This window comes from Chryseobacterium sp. IHB B 17019, assembly GCF_001456155.1.
In the GTDB taxonomy this organism is placed as follows: domain Bacteria; phylum Bacteroidota; class Bacteroidia; order Flavobacteriales; family Weeksellaceae; genus Chryseobacterium.
Genome location: NZ_CP013293.1, coordinates 1,326,249 through 1,349,693, shown reverse-complemented (window position 1 = coordinate 1,349,693; position 23,445 = coordinate 1,326,249). Strand labels below are relative to the sequence as shown.

Annotated in this window: 19 protein-coding genes; 10 read left to right on the top strand and 9 right to left on the bottom strand. The window is 37.0% G+C overall.

The genetic code is table 11. The features are described 5' to 3' along the window. Positions 1 to 118 precede the first annotated feature (118 nt). The 4 genes from ATE47_RS06075 (at position 119) to ATE47_RS06060 (ending at position 5,787) form a co-directional block, all read left to right on the top strand. Entirely contained in the window at positions 119 to 730 is a 612-nt protein-coding gene (locus ATE47_RS06075; RefSeq protein WP_062161120.1) for an alpha-ketoglutarate-dependent dioxygenase AlkB family protein, read from the top strand. A 123-nt stretch (positions 731 to 853) separates the two neighbouring features. Continuing rightward, positions 854 to 3,013: a glycoside hydrolase family 97 protein gene (locus tag ATE47_RS06070; protein WP_062161119.1), complete on the top strand. Its 2,160-nt coding sequence runs from the start codon at positions 854 to 856 to the stop codon at positions 3,011 to 3,013. 54 nt (positions 3,014 to 3,067) lie between these two features. Next, complete coding sequence (locus ATE47_RS06065; protein ID WP_062161118.1) at positions 3,068 to 5,215, top strand: hypothetical protein; 2,148 nt, start codon at positions 3,068 to 3,070, stop codon at positions 5,213 to 5,215. A gap of 290 nt (positions 5,216 to 5,505) precedes the next feature. Further along, positions 5,506 to 5,787 carry a hypothetical protein gene (locus tag ATE47_RS06060; protein WP_062161117.1) on the top strand — a complete coding sequence of 94 codons (282 nt, stop codon included), beginning with the start codon at positions 5,506 to 5,508 and terminating at the stop codon, positions 5,785 to 5,787. A gap of 147 nt (positions 5,788 to 5,934) precedes the next feature. Here the strand turns inward: ATE47_RS06060 and ATE47_RS06055 are convergent, their stop codons facing one another. Beyond that, positions 5,935 to 7,422: a hypothetical protein gene (locus tag ATE47_RS06055; RefSeq protein ID WP_228376327.1), complete on the bottom strand. Its 1,488-nt coding sequence runs from the start codon at positions 7,420 to 7,422 to the stop codon at positions 5,935 to 5,937. Between the two features lie 308 nt (positions 7,423 to 7,730). Continuing rightward, positions 7,731 to 8,357: a DUF4142 domain-containing protein gene (locus ATE47_RS06050; RefSeq protein ID WP_062161116.1), complete on the bottom strand. Its 627-nt coding sequence runs from the start codon at positions 8,355 to 8,357 to the stop codon at positions 7,731 to 7,733. Between the two features lie 298 nt (positions 8,358 to 8,655). Here ATE47_RS06050 and ATE47_RS06045 point away from each other — a divergent pair, with 298 nt between their 5' ends. Next, on the top strand, positions 8,656 to 10,260 hold the full coding sequence (locus ATE47_RS06045) for a tetratricopeptide repeat protein (protein ID WP_062161115.1): 1,605 nt from the start codon (positions 8,656 to 8,658) through the stop codon (positions 10,258 to 10,260). A gap of 127 nt (positions 10,261 to 10,387) precedes the next feature. On the opposite strand, the gene ATE47_RS06040 is transcribed toward ATE47_RS06045, so the two are convergent. Genes ATE47_RS06040 through ATE47_RS06030 form a run of 3 tightly spaced genes read right to left on the bottom strand, consistent with a single transcriptional unit; the run spans position 10,388 to position 12,564 of the window. Continuing rightward, positions 10,388 to 11,098, bottom strand: coding sequence for a hypothetical protein (locus ATE47_RS06040; RefSeq protein WP_062161114.1), 711 nt, complete (start codon positions 11,096 to 11,098; stop codon positions 10,388 to 10,390). A gap of 9 nt (positions 11,099 to 11,107) precedes the next feature. Then, positions 11,108 to 11,839 carry a hypothetical protein gene (locus tag ATE47_RS06035; protein ID WP_062161113.1) on the bottom strand — a complete coding sequence of 244 codons (732 nt, stop codon included), beginning with the start codon at positions 11,837 to 11,839 and terminating at the stop codon, positions 11,108 to 11,110. A 5-nt stretch (positions 11,840 to 11,844) separates the two neighbouring features. Then, entirely contained in the window at positions 11,845 to 12,564 is a 720-nt protein-coding gene (locus ATE47_RS06030) for a hypothetical protein (protein WP_062161112.1), read from the bottom strand. Positions 12,565 to 13,114: 550 nt separating this feature from the next. Here ATE47_RS06030 and ATE47_RS06025 point away from each other — a divergent pair. Beyond that, positions 13,115 to 13,468 (top strand): hypothetical protein, encoded by a 354-nt coding sequence (locus tag ATE47_RS06025; RefSeq protein WP_062161111.1) that lies wholly within the window; start codon positions 13,115 to 13,117, stop codon positions 13,466 to 13,468. Between the two features lie 76 nt (positions 13,469 to 13,544). Here the strand turns inward: ATE47_RS06025 and ATE47_RS06020 are convergent, their stop codons facing one another. From ATE47_RS06020 to ATE47_RS18875, 4 genes are all read right to left on the bottom strand, one after another. Further along, on the bottom strand, positions 13,545 to 14,507 hold the full coding sequence (locus ATE47_RS06020; protein WP_062161110.1) for a TIGR03557 family F420-dependent LLM class oxidoreductase: 963 nt from the start codon (positions 14,505 to 14,507) through the stop codon (positions 13,545 to 13,547). 24 nt (positions 14,508 to 14,531) lie between these two features. Further along, positions 14,532 to 15,098, bottom strand: a complete 567-nt coding sequence (locus ATE47_RS06015; protein ID WP_062161109.1) for an HD domain-containing protein — start codon at positions 15,096 to 15,098, stop codon at positions 14,532 to 14,534. 448 nt (positions 15,099 to 15,546) lie between these two features. Beyond that, a complete protein-coding gene (locus tag ATE47_RS06010; protein ID WP_150114794.1) occupies positions 15,547 to 17,199 on the bottom strand; it encodes a DUF6029 family protein in 1,653 nt (550 codons plus the stop codon). Positions 17,200 to 17,211: 12 nt separating this feature from the next. Next, positions 17,212 to 17,694 (bottom strand): TlpA family protein disulfide reductase, encoded by a 483-nt coding sequence (locus ATE47_RS18875; RefSeq protein ID WP_082632515.1) that lies wholly within the window; start codon positions 17,692 to 17,694, stop codon positions 17,212 to 17,214. Between the two features lie 204 nt (positions 17,695 to 17,898). On the opposite strand from ATE47_RS18875, the gene ATE47_RS06000 reads away from it, so the two are divergent. The 4 genes from ATE47_RS06000 (at position 17,899) to ATE47_RS05985 (ending at position 23,261) form a co-directional block, all read left to right on the top strand. Further along, on the top strand, positions 17,899 to 18,954 hold the full coding sequence (locus tag ATE47_RS06000; RefSeq protein ID WP_062161106.1) for an Omp28-related outer membrane protein: 1,056 nt from the start codon (positions 17,899 to 17,901) through the stop codon (positions 18,952 to 18,954). A gap of 27 nt (positions 18,955 to 18,981) precedes the next feature. Beyond that, entirely contained in the window at positions 18,982 to 20,850 is a 1,869-nt protein-coding gene (locus ATE47_RS05995; RefSeq protein WP_062161105.1) for an Omp28-related outer membrane protein, read from the top strand. A 63-nt stretch (positions 20,851 to 20,913) separates the two neighbouring features. Further along, positions 20,914 to 21,663, top strand: coding sequence for a T9SS type A sorting domain-containing protein (locus ATE47_RS05990; protein WP_082632514.1), 750 nt, complete (start codon positions 20,914 to 20,916; stop codon positions 21,661 to 21,663). Positions 21,664 to 21,917: 254 nt separating this feature from the next. After that, positions 21,918 to 23,261 carry an alkaline phosphatase family protein gene (locus tag ATE47_RS05985; protein WP_062161103.1) on the top strand — a complete coding sequence of 448 codons (1,344 nt, stop codon included), beginning with the start codon at positions 21,918 to 21,920 and terminating at the stop codon, positions 23,259 to 23,261. The last annotated feature ends 184 nt before the right edge of the window (positions 23,262 to 23,445 follow it).

The window sequence follows — 23,445 nt, the reverse complement described above, 5'->3', positions numbered from 1 at the left end:
GAATAAATTGTACCATTTTTTCTTTATTAATCTAAATATCATTAAAAAAATTCTTTTTATATTCGTTTTTAAGTCGGTAAAAAATTTTCATAAAGAATACTTTTTTCAATAACAATGTATGGATCAGCTTAGCTTATTTAATTCAGATGAATTCTTCCAGTTTCCAAAAGAATTATTGGAATACACGGAACATTTTTTATCTGAAAAAGAAGCAACTGAACTTAAAGAAATCCTGCTTCACCAGGCACCCTGGAAGCAGAGAACCCAAAAAATGTACGATAAAACGGTTCTGACTCCTCGTTTAACGGCCTGGTACGGCGATAGCAGCAAATTATACCAACTGGGAGGCAACGAATTCAATGTCAATCAATGGACTCCTGAGCTGTTGTCTTTAAAGCAAAAAATAGAGGAATCATCCGGCTATGAGTTCAATTCTGTATTACTGAATCTTTATCGTGACGGGAACGACTCCGTTGCATGGCACCGCGACAAAGAAAGTGAGCTGGGAAACCGTCCGGTGATTGCTTCTGTAAGTCTAGGCCAAGCCAGAAATTTTGATTTCAGAAAAGTTGATGATCACCGGCAGAAATACAGTTTGGCCCTCCCACACGGTTCTTTGCTGATTATGAAAGGAGATTTACAGGTGAATTGGGAACATCGTATTGCCAAGTCTTCCAAACCGATGAAACCCAGAATCAACCTTACTTTTCGACTGATCCGGGAGATATAGAATCTTGTTTTTTTGACTGTTTTTACAGAACTTATTTTAATAATGTATTATTATTGATTTCATTTAAAAAATATTGCGGTTCGGCAAAACTTTCTTTAATTTTAAGCTACCAAATAGCTTAATATGAAAAAGATTACAATTGGAGCAGTATTGTTCTCAATGATCTGTGCTGGAATGAATGCACAATCTTTAAAATCGCCGGACGGAAAATTTGAAATGAACTTTCAGTTGAAACAGGGAGTACCGTACTACAACCTGAAATACAACGGAAATGTTGTAGTGGAAGATTCCAAATTGGGATTAAGATTGTTTAAAGATACGGCTATCAAATTCGCTTCCGAAGTCGCAAAACCTGAGGACGCAAAAAATGATTTAAATAATGGTTTTACCAAAACCGATGAAAAAAGAGACTCCAAAAACGAAACCTGGCAGCCTGTTTTAGGGGAAAAGAAAAATTACATCAACAATTACAATGAATTAGCGGTTACTTTATATCAAGCTTCTTTAGACAGAAATATGATTGTAAAATTCAGACTGTTTAATGACGGATTAGGCTTCAGATATGAATTTCCTCAGCAGAAAAATCTTAATTATTTTGTGATCAGGGAAGAAGATTCTGAAATTGATTTCCCAACCGATATGAAAGCGTGGTGGATCGTCGCTGACTATGAATCTCAGGAATACAGGTATCAGGAAACAAAAATCTCCGAAATTCCCGGCAGATGGGATCAGGCATTTGACAATCATTCTTCTCAGGCTTTACTTAAAAATGCAGTTCAATCTCCTTTAATGCTTAAAAAAGAAGGTAAAAATCCTTTATACGTCAATGTAGGAGAAGCCGCAGTGTTGAATTATCCGGCATCCCATCTTGAAGTTGATGCTCAGAATTTTAAGTTTAAAACTCACCTTACCCCAGACAAACAGGGATCAAAAGGCTATATCCAGACATCGGCTGTTTCACCGTGGAGAACGATTATTGTTTCCCCGAAAGCAGAGGAAGTCTTAGACTCAAAAATGATGTTTAATCTTAATGAACCCACAAAATATACTGACACATCCTACATTCATCCGACAAAATATATGGGCGTCTGGTGGGAAATGATTATCGGAAAATCGCAGTGGGCATACGGTCAGCCGCAATCAAATGTTCATCTTGATAAAACAGATTTTTCAAAATTAACTCCCAACGGAAAACACGGCGCCAATAACACAAAAGTAAAGGAATACATCGATTTTGCCGCAGAAAACGGCTTCGACGGATTATTGATCGAAGGCTGGAATATCGGTTGGGAAGACTGGTACGGGCATTACAAAGAATATGTTTTCGATTTTATCACGCCGTATCCTGATTTTGATATTAAAATGCTGAATGAATATGCTCATTCAAAAGGAATAAAGCTCATCATGCACCACGAAACCTCGGGTTCTGCCACGAACTATGAAAGATGGGCGGACAAAGCCTTCCAATTAATGAATAAATATGGTTATGACGCCGTAAAGACAGGCTATGTCGGGGATATGATTCCTCGCGGTGAGCATCATTATTCTCAGTGGACGATCAATCATTATTACAGAATTGCAGAAAAAGCCAACGAATATAAAATCATGGTGAACTCCCATGAATCCGTACGTCCGGGCGGAGAAAGCAGAACTTATCCCAACTGGATTTCCGCAGAAGCTGCAAGAGGAACGGAACACGAAGCTTTTGAAGGAAATAATCCTGATCATCAGACAATTTTGCCATTTACAAGATGGATGGGAGGTTCAATGGATTATACTCCGGGGATTTTCCAAACCAAATTGGATTATTATTTCCCTGGAGATAAACGTTTTGTGAAAACTACCATTGCAAAGCAACTTGCCCTGTATGTTGTGATGTACATGCCACTTCAGATGGCGGCGGATTTACCGGAAAACTACAAAAGACACATGGATGCTTTCCAGTTTATCAAGGATGTTGCAGCTGATTGGGATGACACAAAAATATTATCAGCAGAACCTGGCGATTATATTGTGACGGCAAGAAAAGCAAAAGGTACGGAAAACTGGTTTGTAGGCGGAATTACGGACGAAAATAAGCGAGATTACACCGTAGATTTCTCTTTTTTGGATAAAGGAAAAAAATATGAAGCAACGATCTATGAAGACGGAAAAGATGCAGATTACATCAACAATCCTCAGAGCTATAACATCTACAAAAAGAAGATTACCAGTAAATCAAAAATCAATTTCAAAATGGTAAGAAGCGGCGGTTTTGCCATTTCGATTAAAGTAAAAAATTAAATATAAATTTAAAGCATTAAATAAAAACTAAACTAATAACCATAACTCACTTTTATGTCTACAAAAACAATTCTATTCAGTGTTGAGCTGAAAAACATGCAAATTACTTCGGGCAGCTTCCAGATTTTTGGTATTGTCGATAATTATGTAGGGGCAGTCAATTCTAAAACTGGCTTTCAAAATAATACTTTCAGTGCTGAAGTTAATGAAAATGAATCCCAATATTACGCGGTAACCGTTTTGATTGACGGATATACAATTGGAAATACTGCTTACACCATTCAGGGTAAACCGCTCAGTCTTTTGGCCACATTTTATCTTCCGGATGTCGATAATATTGTAAAAGTATGTCCGGAATCGTCTGTCGCTTCCATCTATACCTTCGCGCGGATGACCACCGTAAATGATGATGGCATTGTACAAATGAAAGGTACTGAACGCAATATGAAGATTGCCTACGGAATGAAGCAGAATATTTACCGCACAGAAGGCCGTATCGGGGATATGATCAGTCAATCCCCCAATGGCTTTGAAACCAACAGTTATCCAATATTCAACTCTTTATGCAACTTGTATTATTACTGTTTGACCAATCCTCTCTGTAATACCGGCAAACCGTTTTACGATCAGTTTTTGGAGTATGCGTGGCATCCGTCGGATAAACCGAACAACAATTTTCTGCAGGCAGTTCGTAATATATTATACGATCCTTTTACTAATGCCGGGAATATTTATCAAATGCTGGTAGGAATGGAAGAAATCTATGAAAATTCATTGGTATCTATGAAAGTAGATGAGGATAAAAAAGCGCCCAACAATTGGACACTTACCTTAAAAAGCAATTCTTCCGGAGCTAAAAATTTTATTCCAAGCGGTGCCGCTTTTGTTGTTTTTGATGCTGATGATAATGCATGGATTGCCAATAACTTCCGTGCCGGTTCAGGAGATTCCGGAACGCATTGCCCGGTGTACAAATATGATGCAACACCCACAGATTTTTCACCTGTACAGGGCGGAGGTTTATTAGGTGTGGCCTTTGGTGTAGCGGTAAGTCCAGACAAAAAGTATATTTCCTTCGGGAACTTTGGCTGGGGTTCAGAGTTCAACAATCCGCAGGAAGGCAGCATATCCCGTTTTTATTATAAGAACGGCAGACCTGTAAGCCCTTCAAATGGCTTTACATTGGGTCTTTCACGGGTTCAGGGCATGGAATATGATAAGGATGGCAACCTTTGGATGGCTTCGGTAGGCAGCCAGGAGCCTTTTGCTCCGGCACCTTTAGGAGTTTACCCTTTCGATAGTGAGCCGAGTGCTGTGGTTGTATATTTAAAGCCGGAAAAAGAAGAAGATATGGAAAAAGGACCCACCCCGGAGCGTACTCTGATCTGTAATGAGTTTCCAGTAAAAAAATTACCGGATTCAGATCCCGAATGGTGTAGGACACCGTATCTTAAGATATTTGATGTTACCCCTGATAACAAAGGCAATGCTTATGTCTCCTGCATTGGTAATTATGATAAGAACAATCCTGATAATTGTGCCTTTTCCGCGGTCTATAAAGTAACGATTGAGGATAATACTTTGGTTGTTAAAAATTATTGGTTCAGTGATTATTCCGAAAGTGCCAACAAACAGGAAGGCTATGAATCTTTACGTCAGATCACGATAAACGGTGAAGGTGATGTGGTAGTTGTTGGTGTAAGCAGTAACCGCGCGACAATACTTAGCAATGATCTTTCAACTGTTAAGGGGTATTATGATACAAATACATATGCACCTTGGGGAGTGAAGATCGACAGCAAACAAACCGTTTTTCTCGCTAATTTCGGGCATGAAACGGATTTTAAGGAAAATTTAGCGCTTGATATGCAGGGGCCTTTCGGGGTAACAATGCTTAGGGAACCTTCAAAACCGAATACCGCAATGCTTCTTACCGTGCCGACAGGCGGTTCTGAAGTGACCCTTGCCAACGGACAGCCTCTGTATGGCACCCAAACAAAACCACAAACACCGGGTTCCAAGCTTGAGCCCGTACAAATGCAGTGCTACCAACCCATCATGCGGCTTACCTCAACCAATATTGACGGTGCCGGAAATCTCTGGTGTATGAACAACTGGAAGCCTTCCGCCATTGTGGATGTATTGGATAATCCCGGTGGAGACGGTGTTGTTATTTTTCTGGGTATTGCAGAACCGGAATAAACTTTTACAGTAAAACATTCATACGTATTAATTATTTCATATTAATTACAGCTATAATTCAATGAATATGCACTGTACATAAATATTGATAACGAAATAGAGAAATATCTATAAAATAATTTATTGAATCATTAAAAACCATCTTATATTTGCATAGTAAGTTTTTATACAAATGAAACACAAGTGACGGCGAATGCCTCCCTCAAAATGGTTAAGTTATTTTTCTTTATGAATGTTATATACTTAACCATTTTTTATTAAAAACATACGATTAAAACTAAAAACTAAAGATGGAAAAAAATAAACCTGAGAACAACAGTTCCTCTCCTTATCCACGGGAGATTCCGGATCTGCTGTCTTCCGAAATAAAAGAACTTTACGGACTGGAAATTCCTGAAAATCCCGGCAAAGAAAAAATAATTCACACCTTACACAGATCTTATTTCGGGGTTTTCCGCAAGGAAATTCATATTAAGCTTTTTTCGGGGCGGGTGATAGATTATAATATTGTTTATACCATTTTAGGTGTTTACATGAACAAAAACCGGAATTTTTCAAAAGAACTTAATTGATTTAAATTCTCTCCATTAATTTACTTTAGCTTAAGAAAAAAGACTTTAAATACAAAGATTTAAAGTCTTTATGGGCATATATTCTCGCCAAATGAGGGAAATATCGAATTTTACAGATATATTTTCACTAAAAATTTAGCTTGAATATTATTTAATCGTAACAGTCATGTTAGGAACAACAATATCTCCATTAGACCCTGAATATCGCTGTGCGAATATTTCTATATAATCATTATTAAGAAGTTCTGTAGTACCGTTTATTGGTAAAACCACGATATCATTGGTTGAAGATCCACGTCCGTATACTTTATACTGACTTAGAACCGTTCCGTTTTTTGCAATATAAATAATGTAAGTCCCGGTGGCAGGAACCTGGAATGAAACCGATCCTGTGATCTGGAAAATACGTTTCTTTTTACCTAAATATCTCAATCTGTTAGGAACTCCGTCAGTTGAAAAACGGAATAAATTGGATGATGTCGAAACTGAAGTTGCCGTACCAATTTTCACAATATTACTAGGATTACTGTTGTTGAAACTCACCCCGATACCGGTTCCCACTGCATAATCAACCGAGAAATCCCCTACTGCATTGGTATCAGATTCGGTTGGTAATCCGGCCGATCTTACCGTCCAGCTATTGTTGAAATTATACCCTGAATAAGTTCCTACCGTATAGTTCTTTACATATCCTGTAGTATTAGTTCCTGTGAACACAACAGATTCCATTACAGCATCACCGGTAATTGTAAGCCCGGATGCAGATACATCAAAACCAATTGCAGAACCGTTTACCTGGGTGAAGCCACCTTGTTTTTCCACTAAAGTAAATGTACCGGTTAATCTTTCATACGTCCCTGAGTTATTTCCGAACCATCCCAGGTTGCTTAACAATAACTGATTGATATTATTATAAGTAATACCATTGGTATTCCCGGAAAACTGGATAATGCTCAAAAATACCAGTCCGAAACCGGAAATAGTCCCAACATTATTGGAATTAGCTACAACACAATCCCTGAAGATAAGGTTCTGCGCTGCGGATCCGTTAAGATTGAAAACACTTCCCGCTGATGCAATAAGTGTCACATTTCTGATACTTCCTCCTGTTGCCCCTTCAAAAATGTTACCTGAAGTTCTCACGAGAATATCGTTGTTGGTATCCTGGCCGTGGATATATGAGTTGTTAAGATCTACAGGCAAATCAAAAATAATCTGACCATTGATTTCATATAAAGTATTGGGATCCATAACATATCTGGCTCCTCCACCCGCAGCAAGTTCTGAAGCTAAAACGGTATGCAAAGCATCGGTAGACCTCACAAGTTTGAAATTAAGACGATCCGTAACATTCGCTCCCATGGGAGTCCATGATGATGAAGCGCCGGAATAGTAATAAAATAGCTTTAATGTAGTGTCATAAACCATGAGTCCGTCTGCCGGAGATACAATTGCAGTTCGTTCAGCGGTTGTCATTCTGGGAGCCAAAAGCCCTTTGTTGGTAGAGGCCACATCCAAGGCTGCGCTTGGATTGGGTGTTTCGGTATTTATTCCTACCTGTGCCCTTATCGAAAATGATAATAGGATGAAGAATAAAAACGTAAATCTATGATTGAAAGTAATAGTACCGATCATAATAAAATAATTTTTAATTGTTAATTTTGTTTTTTTTAAACCTCGTATCGGTATACCTTTTATTATGATCTGCTGTATGATCCTAACTGCTGGATATTCCGTAATAAAGCATACGATAAAATATGCTCTATAATGCAAAACTATTAAATCCAAAATCATTGATTTATGATCATAATCACTAAATAGTGAAAATGTATTAATTATATTATAGCCAAAATTAGAATAGATCTGGCCAAAAAAATGACTTCCCGATAACAATAAAAGCACCCTTTTAAGGTGCTTTTTGTTTGTTAAAATCGCTTAATATGCTATTTTACTGCATCTTTTGCTTTTTCAGATTCCATCAAATGATGTTCTAATGTAGGAACTGTTTTGCCTGCAAAAGATTTCAACGAGGCTTCCGTTCCGTCCGAAGCTTCTTTTTTGAATTCAGCTATATCTTTTTTATGATCAGACACCATAAGATCAGTATACGCACGATCAAACTCCTCTCCTTTTTTCGCTTTCAACTCGTCATACTTTTTCTGTTTTTCCGCATCCAGGCTCGTAGGCAATGTATAACCTGCTGTTGAAGCCCATGCTTTGAGCTCGTCATTGGCTTTCGAGTGATCTTTTACCATCATTTCACCTAACTTTTTCACAGTTGCATTGCTGGCGTTGCTGGCGGCAAGCTGTCCCATCATCACTTCCATCAAACCTCCTTTTGCTGCAGCATCCGCAAATTTTTTGTCCTGATCACTTAAAGAAGCCGTCTTACCGGTAGCATCGGTATTTGACGCGGTTGCAGCAGAATCAGTAGTTGTCCCTGATGTTGCAGAATCACTTGTTGATACCGTTGCAAGGCTGTCTGCAGAATTGTCGGTAGCTGTCGTTTCATTTTTTTTGCAGCCTACTAAAGCAGCAGCCGCGAAAATTGCTAAAATTGAATTTTTCATAATATTAATATTAAGTTAAAAGGTTAAGATAAATTACAATCTATTATTGCTACATCTACCTGCAACAATTTATTTGCCAAAGTTTTATATATTACAATCCGAATTATGCAATATAATTCCCAACTTGATAAATAATTTAATAGAAGTATCTCCTCTAGCTCCTAATATGGCAGAGCTTAAGTTCAGTTTTAATGCGCTGGATATTAACTCAAAACCACAAAAAATTGTTCGCGATTGGCTACCACACTTTAGTTATCAATAAAAATAACACATTATCTTTGTCATTTTTCACGGAACTATGAAATTCTTCACGCTCTTATTTACACTTTTTAGTGCCATTTTTTATGCCCAGGATCTTGCCTCCTTTAATGCCATCTACACAAAAACTTTTCTGGAAACTTCACAAAAAGATTTTAATAAAGCATTACGGGTTGCAGATTCATTGTACACAATTTCGGAAACTCCTCTACTGCAGGCAAAAAGCTTAATGCTCACGGCAACTCTCTATCAGCAGACCGCAGAATTTGAAAAGGCATTACTCTATGCTTTAAAGTCTGAAAAAATTATCGAAAAGACAGATAACGCAATCTGGAAGGCCAGAGTATACGGTTTTTTAGCTTCACAATACCGTTTTGTAAGATTGTATGATAAGTCGAAGGCGTATTCTGAAATGGGTTTTGCTATCAGTAAAGAAATTACAAATCAGGAAGTTGCGAACAACACAATGGCAATGATGATGCAGGAAATGGCTTATTATGATATTGAGAAAAAAGAGTATAAGAATTCCATACAGAAATTAAAAAAATCTGAAGAATATCTAGAAAAAACAACCGCTAATAAGCTTGTTCAGACGATTGACAACGAACAGCTTCTTGGCTACAATTATTATCACATCGGGGATTTCGAAGAATCATTTAATCATTACGAAAAAGCATTAGAACTTTCAAAAGATATTCCTGAAAATTATCGTACAGCACTTATTCATAATGGTTTTACATTACTGTACTTACAGAAAAATGATCTTAAGAATGCAAAAAAGCACCTTGATATTACACTTAGGATTACTGAACAATCTAAAAATCCTTCTCTTAAAAATGAAGTTTATGAAACCTCGGAAAAGTATTATGCTGCCACAAAAAACCTTGAAGGTTATGTAAAAACCAGGGAAAAGCACGACACTGTAAAGAAAACACTTCAAAAAAATGTACAGTTTCTTGTCAATAAATCTTATTCAAAAATTGATAAAGAAAATACCCAAATAAAAAAAAGCGACTCTTCCAAAAGCATTATTATTGTGATAATTACAGCGTTATTCGTGGCCGGACTGCTATTATTTTTAAGGTACAGGCGTATCCAAAAATTAAACATTCAGCATTTTAAAAAAATTATCCGGGATTTGGATGAGAAACCGGAAATATCTTTTACAAAAGATAATACAGACGACCGTAAAGACACCGTGAAAACCCTCACCCAGCCTATGATGCCTCCTGAGACAGAGGAAAAAATATTGTCTTTTCTACAAAAGTTCGAAGAATCAGAGATGTATACCGATAACAATATTTCTCTTTCTTATTTAGCTACATATTGTGAAACGAACGGCAAGTATCTGTCTTATATTATTAATACTTATAAAAACAATGATTTTAATAATTATATTAATATTTTAAGGATACATTATGTCATTCAAAAGCTAAGAAATAATCCTACTTACAGAAAATATAAAATTGCCACATTAGCCGAAGAAGCGGGATTCTCTTCACTGAATAAATTTTCCACCGTTTTCAAAAAAGCGACAACGCTTACCCCTTCTTTATTTATAAAATATTTGAATGAAGATAAACTTAAGGATAAGGAAATAACAGAACTTCTGGAAATAAAAACAGCAGATAAAAATCTTGTTTAAATTAAAAGGGAATAAAATATAACTACAGTTTAAGAGAAACAACCAGAAGATGAACTAACTGAGGCATATTATTTTAAGGAATGTCTCCGGCTGCTTCTCTTAAACTGTAGTTATTGGGAATGCAAAATTATTGTCCTAAATAAATAAAAGTATTCACTACCAGATATTCGGGTAAAATATTTAGTGGTTGTGAGGACCCTCCTGTGGCAGCTGCTACCGAGTGATTGTGGCTGCCGCTTACTGCGGTTGTCACAACCCTTGAAGTAAGGCTGAACCAATATCCGGCACCAGCTTCAATACCAAATCCGTTTGCAATCGTATAAAAATCCGTAACCGAATGGGCATGCGCTCCTGAAGGATTCAGTGTTGCGGCCGCCAATGTATAAGCCGGAATATTAGCTGGTGTTAATATAATCGAATTGCTTCCACTGAGAGTACCCACCGTCTGTCCCGCTGCAATTGTTCTCACCATACGATCTGCCGCATTGGGTATCGCCGTACTGATTCCTATGCCAATTGCATTGTTCCGGGCATTTACTGGTAATGTCGATATATTCCTGCCATTCATAAGGTACCATCCGCTATGATCTGACGCTGCTAAACTGCTTTTAACATCGCCAATTTTTCCGGTAGCAATATTGTCCAGCTTATAAAGATTACCATCAGGATCTGAAGTGAGTATGGATTTTCCGGCTGAGCCAGTTGCAGGAATTGCTCTTATTCTTACTTCTCCGTTCACATCCATTGTTTTAGTGGGTGTATTGGTATTAATACCGGTCTGAGCCTGTGTTTTGTTATATAATATTATTAAAATAACAGTTAAGATATATTTTTTCATTTTCAGCAATTAATTTCCGAGATAGACAAAAGTGTTTAGCGCAATATAAGCCGGAGACAAGCTGATTGGCTGTCCTCCTCCATTAGAATTTAAGCTTACAGTATGCGTATGATTGAGCGACGTGGAAGTGCTTTTGCCTTCTGCGAAGAGCTGTATCGGGCCGGTGTATCCCCATAATCCTGCGTACGGTGGCAGGTTGAGCTGCCCGAAACGAATATCTGAAGTTCCGTGATTATGATCACCATTTAATGCGGCAATTGCAGTCATTGCAAAATTTGGCATATTGGCTTTTGTAAGGTTGTGAGATGCAATTCCTCCTACTGTCGATAAAGAAGTTCCTGTTTCATCAGTCCGTGCATATTTCCCGGAAAAATTAGGCAGACTACCTGTAAAACCTATTGTTGCGGCATTAGTCTGTGCAGTAGATGAAAGTGAAGTGAGCGCCCTGCCGTCTAATAAATACCAGCCTTCATGATCTGTAGTGGTATAGCCATCCTTAATATCTCCAACCTGCGGAAGTGCGGCGGGCAGATTCATTTTCAGGATATTTCCCAGCTGATCCGAGACAATAATCTGCTGGCCACTGTTTCCCGGCGGAAGGACCCTGATTCTTAATTCCCCGTTTATATCCAGTGTCTTTGTAGGATTGGGAGTATTTATCCCTATATTTTGAGCCTGCAGACAGCTTACACTTCCTATAAGTAATGCTATACTGTATTTTTTTAAGCTTAATTTTTTCATAATTTTTAATTTCCTAAAAATATAAATGTGTTTACGGTAATATTCTGCGGAATGATGGAAAAGCTTTGAGAACCACCCTCAGAACTTACATTGACAGAATGGGTATGGGCACCATTGGTAGACGTGCTGAATCCCACTTCATAATTCAGCGCCCATTGTTGATTGACATTATTTGATCTTACTAAGGCATGAGCTTGTCCTCCATCAAACAAATCCGTCCACGTATGGTTGTGAGCGCCATCAACAGAGCTTGTTCCTGTAAAATTGTAATTTGGAAGATTTGCCTGAGAAAGAACTCTCACATTGCTGCCCGCCGAACTTCCAAGTACCTCTGCTCCTGTTTTGGCTTTCAGAAACTTACCTCTTGCATTGGGAAGATTTCCTGAGAGACCGATAGAGCCTGCTGCTGTCTGCACATTGGCGGGTAATACGCTGAGCAACCTTCCGTCCAGCAGATACCAACCCGCATGATCCGAGGTCTGGAATCCCTTTTTAATATCGCCGACAGTATTGGGTGATATTGCAAGATCTGCAGAACTGATATTACCATTATTATCAGTAAGGATCAGATTGTAATTACCGGTAGTTGCATTCGGGAGGACGCGTATTCTCATCTCTCCGTTCACATCCAATGTCTTGGTTGGGGTCGCTGTATTAATACCCACCTGTGAGAAGCTCTTCCCACAAATGAGTAAAAAAGCAACAGTTAATAAATGTTTTTTCATTTTAAAATTTAGTTTTCAAGTAGTTTTAATTAACAGCCCGGAGGGAAACAAGCTGTCGGAATATTGTGTTTCTCGAATCGTTTCTTAAAGGATTCACCCGCAAAAAGCCGGATGATTTTCATTTTTTAATCTTATATACGATTGTTAAGATTTTTGGCAAATATAGATACGAAAAGAGGGCTTGGAAAGTGTTTGGATTACCATTTTCCCGATAATGATAAATTAATTTATGATAATATAGACATCAAAAATTCAATTTATCTTAATGACAATCAAGTCGTTATACAGACAAATAGTTCACTAATAAGAGAATGTATTTTTAACATCATTTTATTTCCCTATTAAATATATTTTAGGAATATTACATTGATTTATCTCCTGAAAAATTTCTTCAGGATGATTTAATTATGCTTGTCATATAAAAAAATTTTGTGCTTATAGTACACTAAAACACCTATTTGCGGGCTTTATTTAATATGTGGTACATTAGATAGGTTATTTTGTTTTGAAGTCTTTCAATAACTCATTAAATTTGTAGTAAATTTAAATTATGAATTACACGCTAGAGCTCAATACACAGGAGCCTGACTCTAATATTGTTTTTAACACAATTAAGTTTGATTCTTTTAAGGTCAATATAATTGAAAGATATACCGGAGGAAGGGCTGCTAAGTTATGCGAGGCTCTGTTTAAGCTGAGAACGCTGGATGATGAAATTATTAAAACAAGGAACGGCAATTCCAGAATCAAAATTAAAGATGATAATTTTGAAACTTATTACAGGCTGACAAGAGTACTCAATTCTTACGATTATAAAAACAGGCTGATTAACAGAAAAGATGCCGAACAGGATTATGTTCACTTTATGTTGAGCCTTGTGATTACCAATTATGAGCTTAGCTAATTTTTCATCCGTATTTTCTCAAATTATTTGATACTGAATATTGATTAAAATTAATACCTCTTTCCTACTAAATATATCAATATTGATCTTTTAGCAGTTTCCCATACATCCTGATTGTTTCTGCCTGGTCATTGGAAACATCCTGGATGTATATCTGAGAAAAGCCACAGCTTATGTCTTCGTTGAGCCATTCAAGGTGTTCTTTGGGATCTGATGAGACCCGGATAACCTTGTTGGTCTGTTCTATGGTTATACTTTCTGCTGCACTGTCAAAATCATCGGGTGTCCTGATTTCCGCCTGCAGTTTTGCGCCAAGTACGGCATGACGCCAATTATACCAGGCTTCATATTCTGCTTGTTTTTGGTCTTCATGATAAGACATGATCGCCTGCAGATACATGGAATCTTTATCACCACCACCCTGTTGATAGGCGTAAACAAATTCTTCCTGCTCTCTTTTAGGCTTAATCACGGTGATTATTCCATCGCTGCAGTCGGCCAGCTCGTGCGCTGATTCTTTGGATAATGCCGCTATCAGAAGTTTGGGCTGGATAGAAGGTATGGTGTATAATTTAGTATCGAAAACCTGAAAATATTTTCCTTCATGGTTGACTATTTTGCCCTGAAGCAGATTTCTGATAATATGAACAGCTTCTTTCAATCTTTCATTTCTTTCACTTTTTACCGGCCAGTACTGGTTGGTAATATGCTCATTGAGGAGCTGGCCACTTCCAAAAGCAACCCACAACCTGCCGTTGTACATGGAAGCCAAAGTTGCGATATATTGTGCAATGATAGCCGGATGACAACGTTCTACCGGCGAAGTTATAACCCCAAAAGGAAGATTAACCTCTGCCATCGCAGCTCCCAACCACGGCCATGATGCAATGGAAGCTCCCTGGCGTTTGCTCCATGGATAAAAATGATCTGAGCATGAAATTCCTTTAAAACCATTAGCTTCTGCAAGCTTAATATTATTAAGGTGCTCAGTTGGCGTGAATCTTTCGAGGGAACAGTGGTATCCAATTAATGTTTTCATAGATCAATATTTTGTGGTTGTTTGCTATAATTCAGATTTGATTTTCTTCTGTTCGGTGGTTACAAGATCTATTGCCGTCTGCCGTAGTTGTGAGTTTCCATCTTTTAATGCCAATAAAATATCAAGACATTCCTTTAGATAACGTTCGGCAAACATGGGATCATTTTGTGAGATTTCGGCTGCGTTATCCAGAATATCAGCGTATTTGATGGTTTGGGCTTCAGGACTGATATTTTTAAGACGTTTGATCTCTTTTCTCTTTCTTTTAAATCTGTTTAATTTTGGGAAATTTTCCTTCACATATACGTCGGTTAATTCGATAACGAGGCTAATGGTAAGGTTTCGCTCCGCTTCATTCATATAGCTTTCAAGAAATGCTGATATATCGTCCTGAATGTATGGAGTATCTTCCAGAACATCATGAAGGACAGCCGCGGCGAGTATCGGAAGGCTGTCCGTGTATTCACTGCAGGTTTTCATGACCCTTATCGGGTGGACAATATACCGGTCCGGACTGTATTTCCTGGTTTGATCTCCATGCGCCTGATCAGCAAATTCTATTATTTTATCGATAATTTCTGAGCGATCCATATTTATTTTTTAAAATTTAAATGAAGTCATTTATCTTTTTTAAAAATCCTGCAACAGTGTAAAGTAATTACACTTTGAGCAATAAAATTATGGCTAAAACCTGCTAAACCACGAACAAATAAAATGCCATGAATACTGGGTTATCAAGGTTTATTTTAATATTTCTTTGATTTATTTAATAATTCAAAACAATAAAAAAGCCTTCAAATACTAAGATTTAAAGACTTTTGATTTAATTCGAGTACGAATCGGTAATTATTTAATTTACAGAAAATGTATTTAATTATTGTAAAAGAAAGCGATAATCAGAGAGGCAATACGGGCACATGCACCAAACATTTTGTACGTTCCCTGAACGATTACCAAACCGCGGACAGCCATATGCAACAATAGTTTACCTTTTGATTCGTTAAAAAATAATTTTTGTAACATTACTTAAAGATTTAAATTAATAATTGGTGCTAATACCAAGCGAAAACCCTGCACTTTCCGGAACAAATCTGCAAACTCCACCTACACACAACAATCCTCCGCGCTGCCTGCCGTAAGACGCCTGAATTCTTGTGCTGTTTTTCCTGAAAACCAGCCCTCCGGTATAATAATGCATCTGTTTTTCTTTATCAGAATTTCCGTAATTGTATAAATCATTGATAAATACGGACCAATGTTTTTTAAAATTATACTCCGCCAAACCTGCGGCCCAATTTCCGTGATATCCGTCTGCCCATTGGTGTTGCAGCTCAATCTTTATAGAGCTTTTTGGAAATCTGTAAATATTATCCAAAACCACAGTTTGTGCTTTTACCTCCCCCGTTGTTTCTTCTGTACGATACGTATTGTAATATTGATTAATAAAAACGAGGGCAATCTTCCAGTTTTCTTTCAACCTGGTTCTGATATCCAGGCTCTGATCAGAATAATATTTTTCGCCCAGCTTTAAAAATTCTGTTTCATAGCTGTTGTCATCGTTGATGTAAGATCGGTATTTGCCTTTCAGGCCATACCAATTTGATATGTTAAGTGATAAATCTGTCCCGTATTTTCCACCTAAAAGGGTTCCTTTTTTGATTTTATAAAAAATGTCGAACTGCGAGCCTATTTCTCCTGCTTTTTTCTGAGAAAGGAAGGTAAGCTGCGGCTGGGCCTGGTAAACATAGATGTTCGCAAGGCTATAGTCGAATTGTTTTGTAAGTGAGGGAACATAATTAAGAACAGCATTATTATAAATATTTCCGATCTGGTTTCTTTGGGAGTAAAAATTGAAATTTTCCAGCCTTCTGAAATTTGCAATAATTCCAAAATTATTGGTCGCATACGAGAGATTAAGATAATAAGCATTTCCGGAGAAAATATTATTAGGATCCAGCGTTGTCACCTGCTTTATATTATCTTTGGTTTTGTACAGATATTCAAATTCCATGGCGAATTTAGAATATTCCATCTTTATGCGGCTCCCGTAAATACTTACATTTTTAGGATTAAGATCGTTTTCTTTATTATCTTCATTTTTACTGACATAGCTGAAACCGACACTCGTTCTCAACTTATTGGATTTCATCAGAGAATCCAGTCTTACCTCAGCATCCAGACCTCCAATAAGTCCTTCCGTTAAGCCAAATCCTGTTCTTTGTTTTCCGAGGAGCGCTTTTAATGTAACAATTTGCGCCGGATCTGTATATTTAATTTTTCCTCCTAAAAGTGAATTGGCAATTCCCAACTGCTTATCTTCCCAAAGCCGCAGCGCCAGACCACTTCCAAATTGTTCATAAAAATGGCCGACAGTAGCATCTATACCCGATTTTTCGTTGGAATAATTAATATAATACGTTCCTATATTAGTTTTTTTGAAAGCAGGATTGTAATTCAGAAGTGCTTCAGGCTCGTAGGATTCAAGCTGTGCCCCAAATGTGAAATCTTTTAACTTATAACTGGCATTGAGATAATTATTTGATCTAAAACGTTGCGCCACTTCCGCTTCAGAAAGCTTAATCTTGTTATCATCAATATAATATTGAGAATTTGATTCTAAATTTACGGTCAACTGGCAAAGTAATTGGGCACTAAAAAGTAATAGTGTCCCTGTAATTAATTTGTTATGCATCAATTAAACTGATTAAAGATTATTGTTACATTCTTTAATTTTTGCAATCAGTTCATCTTCATCACCAGCAGAATATCCTATATGTGAATACACTACTTTCCCTTTATGAACCAGGATTGTATGAGGAATACTATTAATATTCAAGCTTCTTTTCAGCGTCTGATTCGGGTCCAGTAATATATTATAAGACCAGCCTTTACTTTTCACAACCGTTTTCACTTTTGAAGTCGTTCGGGCGTCATCTGTAGAAACTGCGTACATTTTGAATTTCGCCTCTTTTTGCCAGTCTTCAATTTTTTCATTAATCGTATTTAGCTCTTCCATACAAGGTAGACACCATGTTGCCCAAAAGCTCATAACCACAGGCTCTGAGGAATTTATTTTTGAAATATTCAGCTTCTCGCCATTCAGGTTACTGATAGACACATTTGGGATTTGCTGAGCATAATACGTGCTAAAACTTAATAACAAACCCGTGAGTATTAATTTCTTCATCTTGTAAAATTTTATTTTCAAATATATACATATTTTTTTATACAATATTAAATATTTAATTACATTTGTTACAGATTAAATAAAAATATAACAATATTTATAATTATTTGATAATTGGAAACGGTAAAAAATAAACCAATTCACAGCCTAAGGTTTAATAAAATTATAGAGAACTGAATATTTAATTTAAAATTTTATAAAAAGATGAAAAAAAGATTATTATTTCTTTCCACAGTGACATTTGTTCTCCTGATTCTCTTTTCCTGTCGGGGTTCAGAGAGCGATGAGGGTAACACAACGGTGACTTATATCTCCGTAGCCTCCGAAGGTGGGAACGAAAAACTATTAGGAAAACCGTTTACTTTTAAGGTAAAAGATAACTTAAACAATGATATCACCAATGAGAGTAAAATATTCGTCAATAATCAACCAATAAGCGGAAATATTTTTACTCCTACAGAAAAAGGAACATATTCTGTAAAGGCAAGCTATAAAGATCTTCCGGTAAACCCTATTTCTGTAAATGTGGTTGTAAATGAAGGAGTTGCCTTTAAACACAGAATCCTCTATGAAGATTTCACAGGAACATGGTGCGGATACTGTACCATTGCTCTGGCAAGACATGACAACCTTACTGCTCAAACAGAAGATTATGTTTTTATAGGAATCCACGGGCCTGAAGGCACTACGGACCCATGGGCCAATGCAACAAGTACAGAACTGGAAACCCTGAAAAACGTTACAGAATGGCCTGCCATGTATATCAACAGGAATACGCTCTGGCCTTATGATTCCAACTACACCGATATGTCGGTTCCATTAAGTCAGCTGAATGCTTACAGTAAAATAGGAATTAAAATAAATTCTTCAATTACCGGAAATACAGTAAATGCAGAATCTAAGGTTTTCTTCACAGACAATTTCAATAATCTGAAAATAGCCGCTTTTATAGTGGAAGACAAGCTGGTGCATAATCAGAAAAACTATATCAGCGCATTATACGGAGGAGGCAGCACGATTTACAATTATGTACATCACAATGTTCTACGTGACAAATTAACATCCATCAACGGAGAGCCAATTCCGGGTGCACAAACGACCGTTTCGAATGAATATTCAAGATCTTTCCAATACAATATTCCATCCGGATATAATACCAACAACCTGAAAATCATAGTGATGATATTAGACGGAAACGGAACCGTACTCAATGTACGTGAGGAAAAAATAGGTACAAACAACAACTACGAATTTTTATAAACATTAACAAATTAAAAATCAAACAACATGAAAAGAATTTTAACTATTATGGGTATTCTTCTATTTGGAATACACCAGTCCCAGACTTATTATAGTCAGGATTTTAATACCCCCGGTCTTAATGGCTGGACAAGCACTGATCTGAATAATGATGGCTATCAATGGAATAATGAGAGTTTTTCATCTGATTTCCCAAGTTTTGGATCAGGATCACTAGTGTCTTATTCTTATATTGACGCAACAAATAGTGCAATAACACCCAACAACTTAATTACCTCTCCTTTGATTAATTTAAGTGCCGTTACTGCAACCAGTGTCTCATTAGAATATGATATGGCTACAGCTCCTTACTATCCGGCCGAAAAATATTCTGTTTATGTGACAACCTCCAATACTCCTGCGACGATAATTGCTTCCACACCTGTTTACACAGAAACGGTTGCTACAGGAGGGTCTCAAAGCAGATCAGTTGATCTTACACCATATATCGGACAGCAGGTCTACATTTCTTTCAGACATTATGATTGCTATGATCAATATGCATTAATTTTAGATAACCTTAATGTAAAAACTGTTGCAGCTAAAGATATTGCCCTTCAAAAAGTTACTTTAGACAAATATGGTGTTATTAATACAAACTATTCTTTAAAAGCAACAGTAAAAAACAACGGTACAGAAACTATTAATAATATAACTGCTAACTGGAATGACGGAACTACAGACCATATTTCAACAATTCCTTTAACTACACCACTTGCTACAGGTCAGCAAGCTACTATCACTCATACGATTTCTGTAAATTACCCTTCTGTTGTAGAAAAAACCATAAATGTTACTATAACCCAGGTAAATGGAGCGGCAGACAGTAGCCCTGCGGATAATACTCTCGCCACTTCATTCAAAACAGTAAGCCAGAACTCTCCTAAAAAAGTTCTGATAGAAGAAGGAACGGGAACATGGTGTGGATATTGCCCAAGAGGAGCTGTTGCCATGCACTACATGGATACCAATTATCCAAATGATTTTATTGGAATCGCTGTGCATAATGGTGACCCAATGAAAATAACCGATTATGACAACGGAGCAGACTTTAATGCTTTCCCTGGAATGAATATAGACAGAGCTGTTCTGAATGCTTCCGTAACCAATACAGAAATGGTATCTCAGGTAAACAAAAGAAAAATTCTTGTAACACCTGCGCAATTAGATGCTTCTTCCAGCCTGGCAGGAAACGTTCTTACCTTTAATGCAGCAGCTACATTCAGAACAAACTTCACTAATGCTAACTTTAGGTTCGCCGTTGTAATGGTGGAAGATAATGTAACAGGTACAACAACAGGCTACAATCAATCCAATTACTACTCAGGCGGATCTGCAATGGGAGGTTATGAAAATCTTCCTAATCCGGTTCCCGCTTCACAAATGGTATATGACCATGTGGGCAGAATGCTGTTAGGAGGATATTCAGGACAGGTAGGCTCAATCCCTGCTACACTTACGGACGGGCAGACAGTGAACTATACTTTCACAACAACTATTCCTACGACATACAATATAGCAAATATGAAAGCTGTTCTGCTTCTTCTTGATGCCACTACCGGAGAGGTTGTAAATGCACGTTCTTTCCTATTTAATACTTTGGGAACCAGCACTGCACAAACAAATGCAAACTACCTCACAATGTATCCTAATCCTGCAACAGATTATATCAAAGTACAGGCAAATTACAATGTAGATTTGAAATTCTATGATGCAACAGGCAGACTTGTTTTGGAGAAATCTCAGGTTTCACCGGACAGCCGTGTTTCTGTAGAAGGTCTGGCAAAAGGTGTTTACCTTGTTTCTATTAAAGAAAAAGGTTCTGAACCGAAAACTCAAAAATTAATTATAAAATAATAATCAAAAGATTAAGGAAACCCAGATCTTGGGTTTCTTAATCTTAATAAATATTTAAAACAAATGAAAAAGTTTAGTTTATTAACATTCTGTATCCTGATGTCTTTTTTCAGTAAGGCACAGATTGCATTAGCAACAGACGAAAACATACCTATTGCCGACGGCCAGGTCTTCACATACAATACAACTGATGAAAATATAGCAACACTTCACTATAAAATTAAAAATACATCTGCCAACGCTATAAAAGTCCGTATGAAAATAATGAGTATCCAGAACGCTACCGGAAATAATTTTCAGTTCTGCTACCTCAGCACCTGTTTGCCTTCTGTAGCAGTAAATGGTGTATATCCTTCTAATACAAGCGCACCCATTACCATTGCAGCCAATTCAGAAACACCATCTGTGGGATACAATATGTGGAATTTTAATGCCGGATCTGGGACATTCCCTATCAGCTATGTAATAAAATACTACCTTGTTAATAATGCAAATACCGAATACGGAACTCCGGTTACCATTACTTATAAATATGATCCAAGTGCTATTTTAGGGGTAAATGATGTGAAAAACAATCAAAATTCTTTCGCGCAAATCCAAACCAATGTTGTGAAGGATAATGTTGAGGTTATTTCCAAAGAAAATGCATCTTATAATCTGAATTCAATGGATGGACGTATTTTGTCAAGTGGAAATATTAAAAATGGTAAAAATTCTTTAGATATTTCAACTTTAAATACAGGAATATACATTATGACTTTAAAAAACTCTCAAGGAAAAATTATTACAAAAAAAATCATAAAGACCGATTAATTGTACATAATAATAAAACTTGATTAGTTATGGCTGGAAGATTTATTTCATGATCCCTTTTGATCATTTTATAGATCTTTCAGTTATTTTTTTTGACTATGCATTAATTATTATCATTTTAATCAAGAAAGCCATTCATATTCTTCATTTTAAAATAAATATTAAAAATATGTAGTTTATTCTTATGCAAAACATTTAATATCCCGTTCATCTCCGATTAACACTAATGTTCTAATCTTGCAAAAATTTTTACAATGAAAAAAATATTCTTTTTTCTTGCCTTTACTGTGGGATTAGCAAAAGCTCAGGACAACACAAAACATGTCGTTTTGATAAGTGTAGACGGATTAAGACCGGAATTCTATCTGGATCCCCAATGGTCTATGGTAAATGTAAGACAAATGATGAAAAAAGGAGCTTATGCAGATGGAGTCCGAGGTTCCTTCCCTACGGTTACTTACCCGTCACATACTACGATGGTAAGCGGTGTATTACCCGCAAAACACGGTATTTATTATAACACTCCGGTTCAGCCTTTGGGAATTACAGGCGAATGGTTTTGGTTTTATAAAGATATTAAAGTTCCTACCATTTTCAGTGCTGCAAAAGAAGCCGGTCTTACTACAGCCGGCGTAAGCTGGCCGGTAACGGTAGGCGCCCCAATTACTTATAATTTACCGGAATACGTTTATCTCCCTAAAAATAAGGGTGAGAAAAAAGATGAAGTAAAAGCAATGAGCATGGAATCTTCTCCTAAAGAGCTTTTCCAGGAAGTTCAGGATTATGCGGTGGGAAAATTCGGGGAATACGGCGCAAGCCTGGATTATGCTGTGACAGATCAAAACAAAGCCAGAATGGCGGCTTATATTCTGAAGAAGTACAAACCCTCATTTTTGGCCCTTCATATAGCGGCTACCGATCACTTCGAGCATGAACAAGGAAGAGATGGCGATAAAGTTCGCTCCGCAGTAGTAGGTGCAGACGTTGCCATTAAAACATTGATTGACGCTGCCATCGCAGCCGGAATACAGGATAATACAACGTTTATCATCACAGGGGATCATGGATTTGTGGATATCCATACCCAATTCAATCCTAATGTAATGCTGGCAAAAGCGGGACTTTACAATAATGACAAAAAAGAAGACTGGAAAGCCTACTTTCAGGCAAGCGGTGGTTCTGCATTCTTACATTTGAAAAACCCGAATGATAAAGCAACTTTAAATAAAGTAAATGAACTTTTAAACAACCTACCCGAAGGCCAGAAAAAGCTTTTTCATATTTTAAATAAACAGCAAATCGCAGAAGCTCAAGGAGATCCAACTGCGTCATTAGCTTTGGCCGCTTATCAGGGAATAAGTTTCGGGGCAACAGCAACCGGAGAATTATTAAAAGCCGCAGACGGAGGAACCCACGGTTACCTTCCAACTGATTTTAAGGAAATCCAAACAGGATTCGTGGCTTTCGGCAGAAATATCAAAGAAGGAACTGTAATTCCGTTAATGGGACAGGAAGATATTGCACCATTAATTGCATACCTTCTAAATATATCATTAAAAACGGATGGCGTCCTTTATCCGGGATTACTGAAAAAATAGAAAATCAACTTTATATTAAATGGCTGCTTATTTTTGGGCAGCCTTTTTATTTTGATAAATTGGTTGTTTTATTTTCTTTTAATTTTTAAAGTATTAATTCATTTTAATATAATAATAACAGGCAACATTTTTAGGTCTGGTTTGCAGAATATACGAGGTTTACCAAATCCGATATCGCATATTC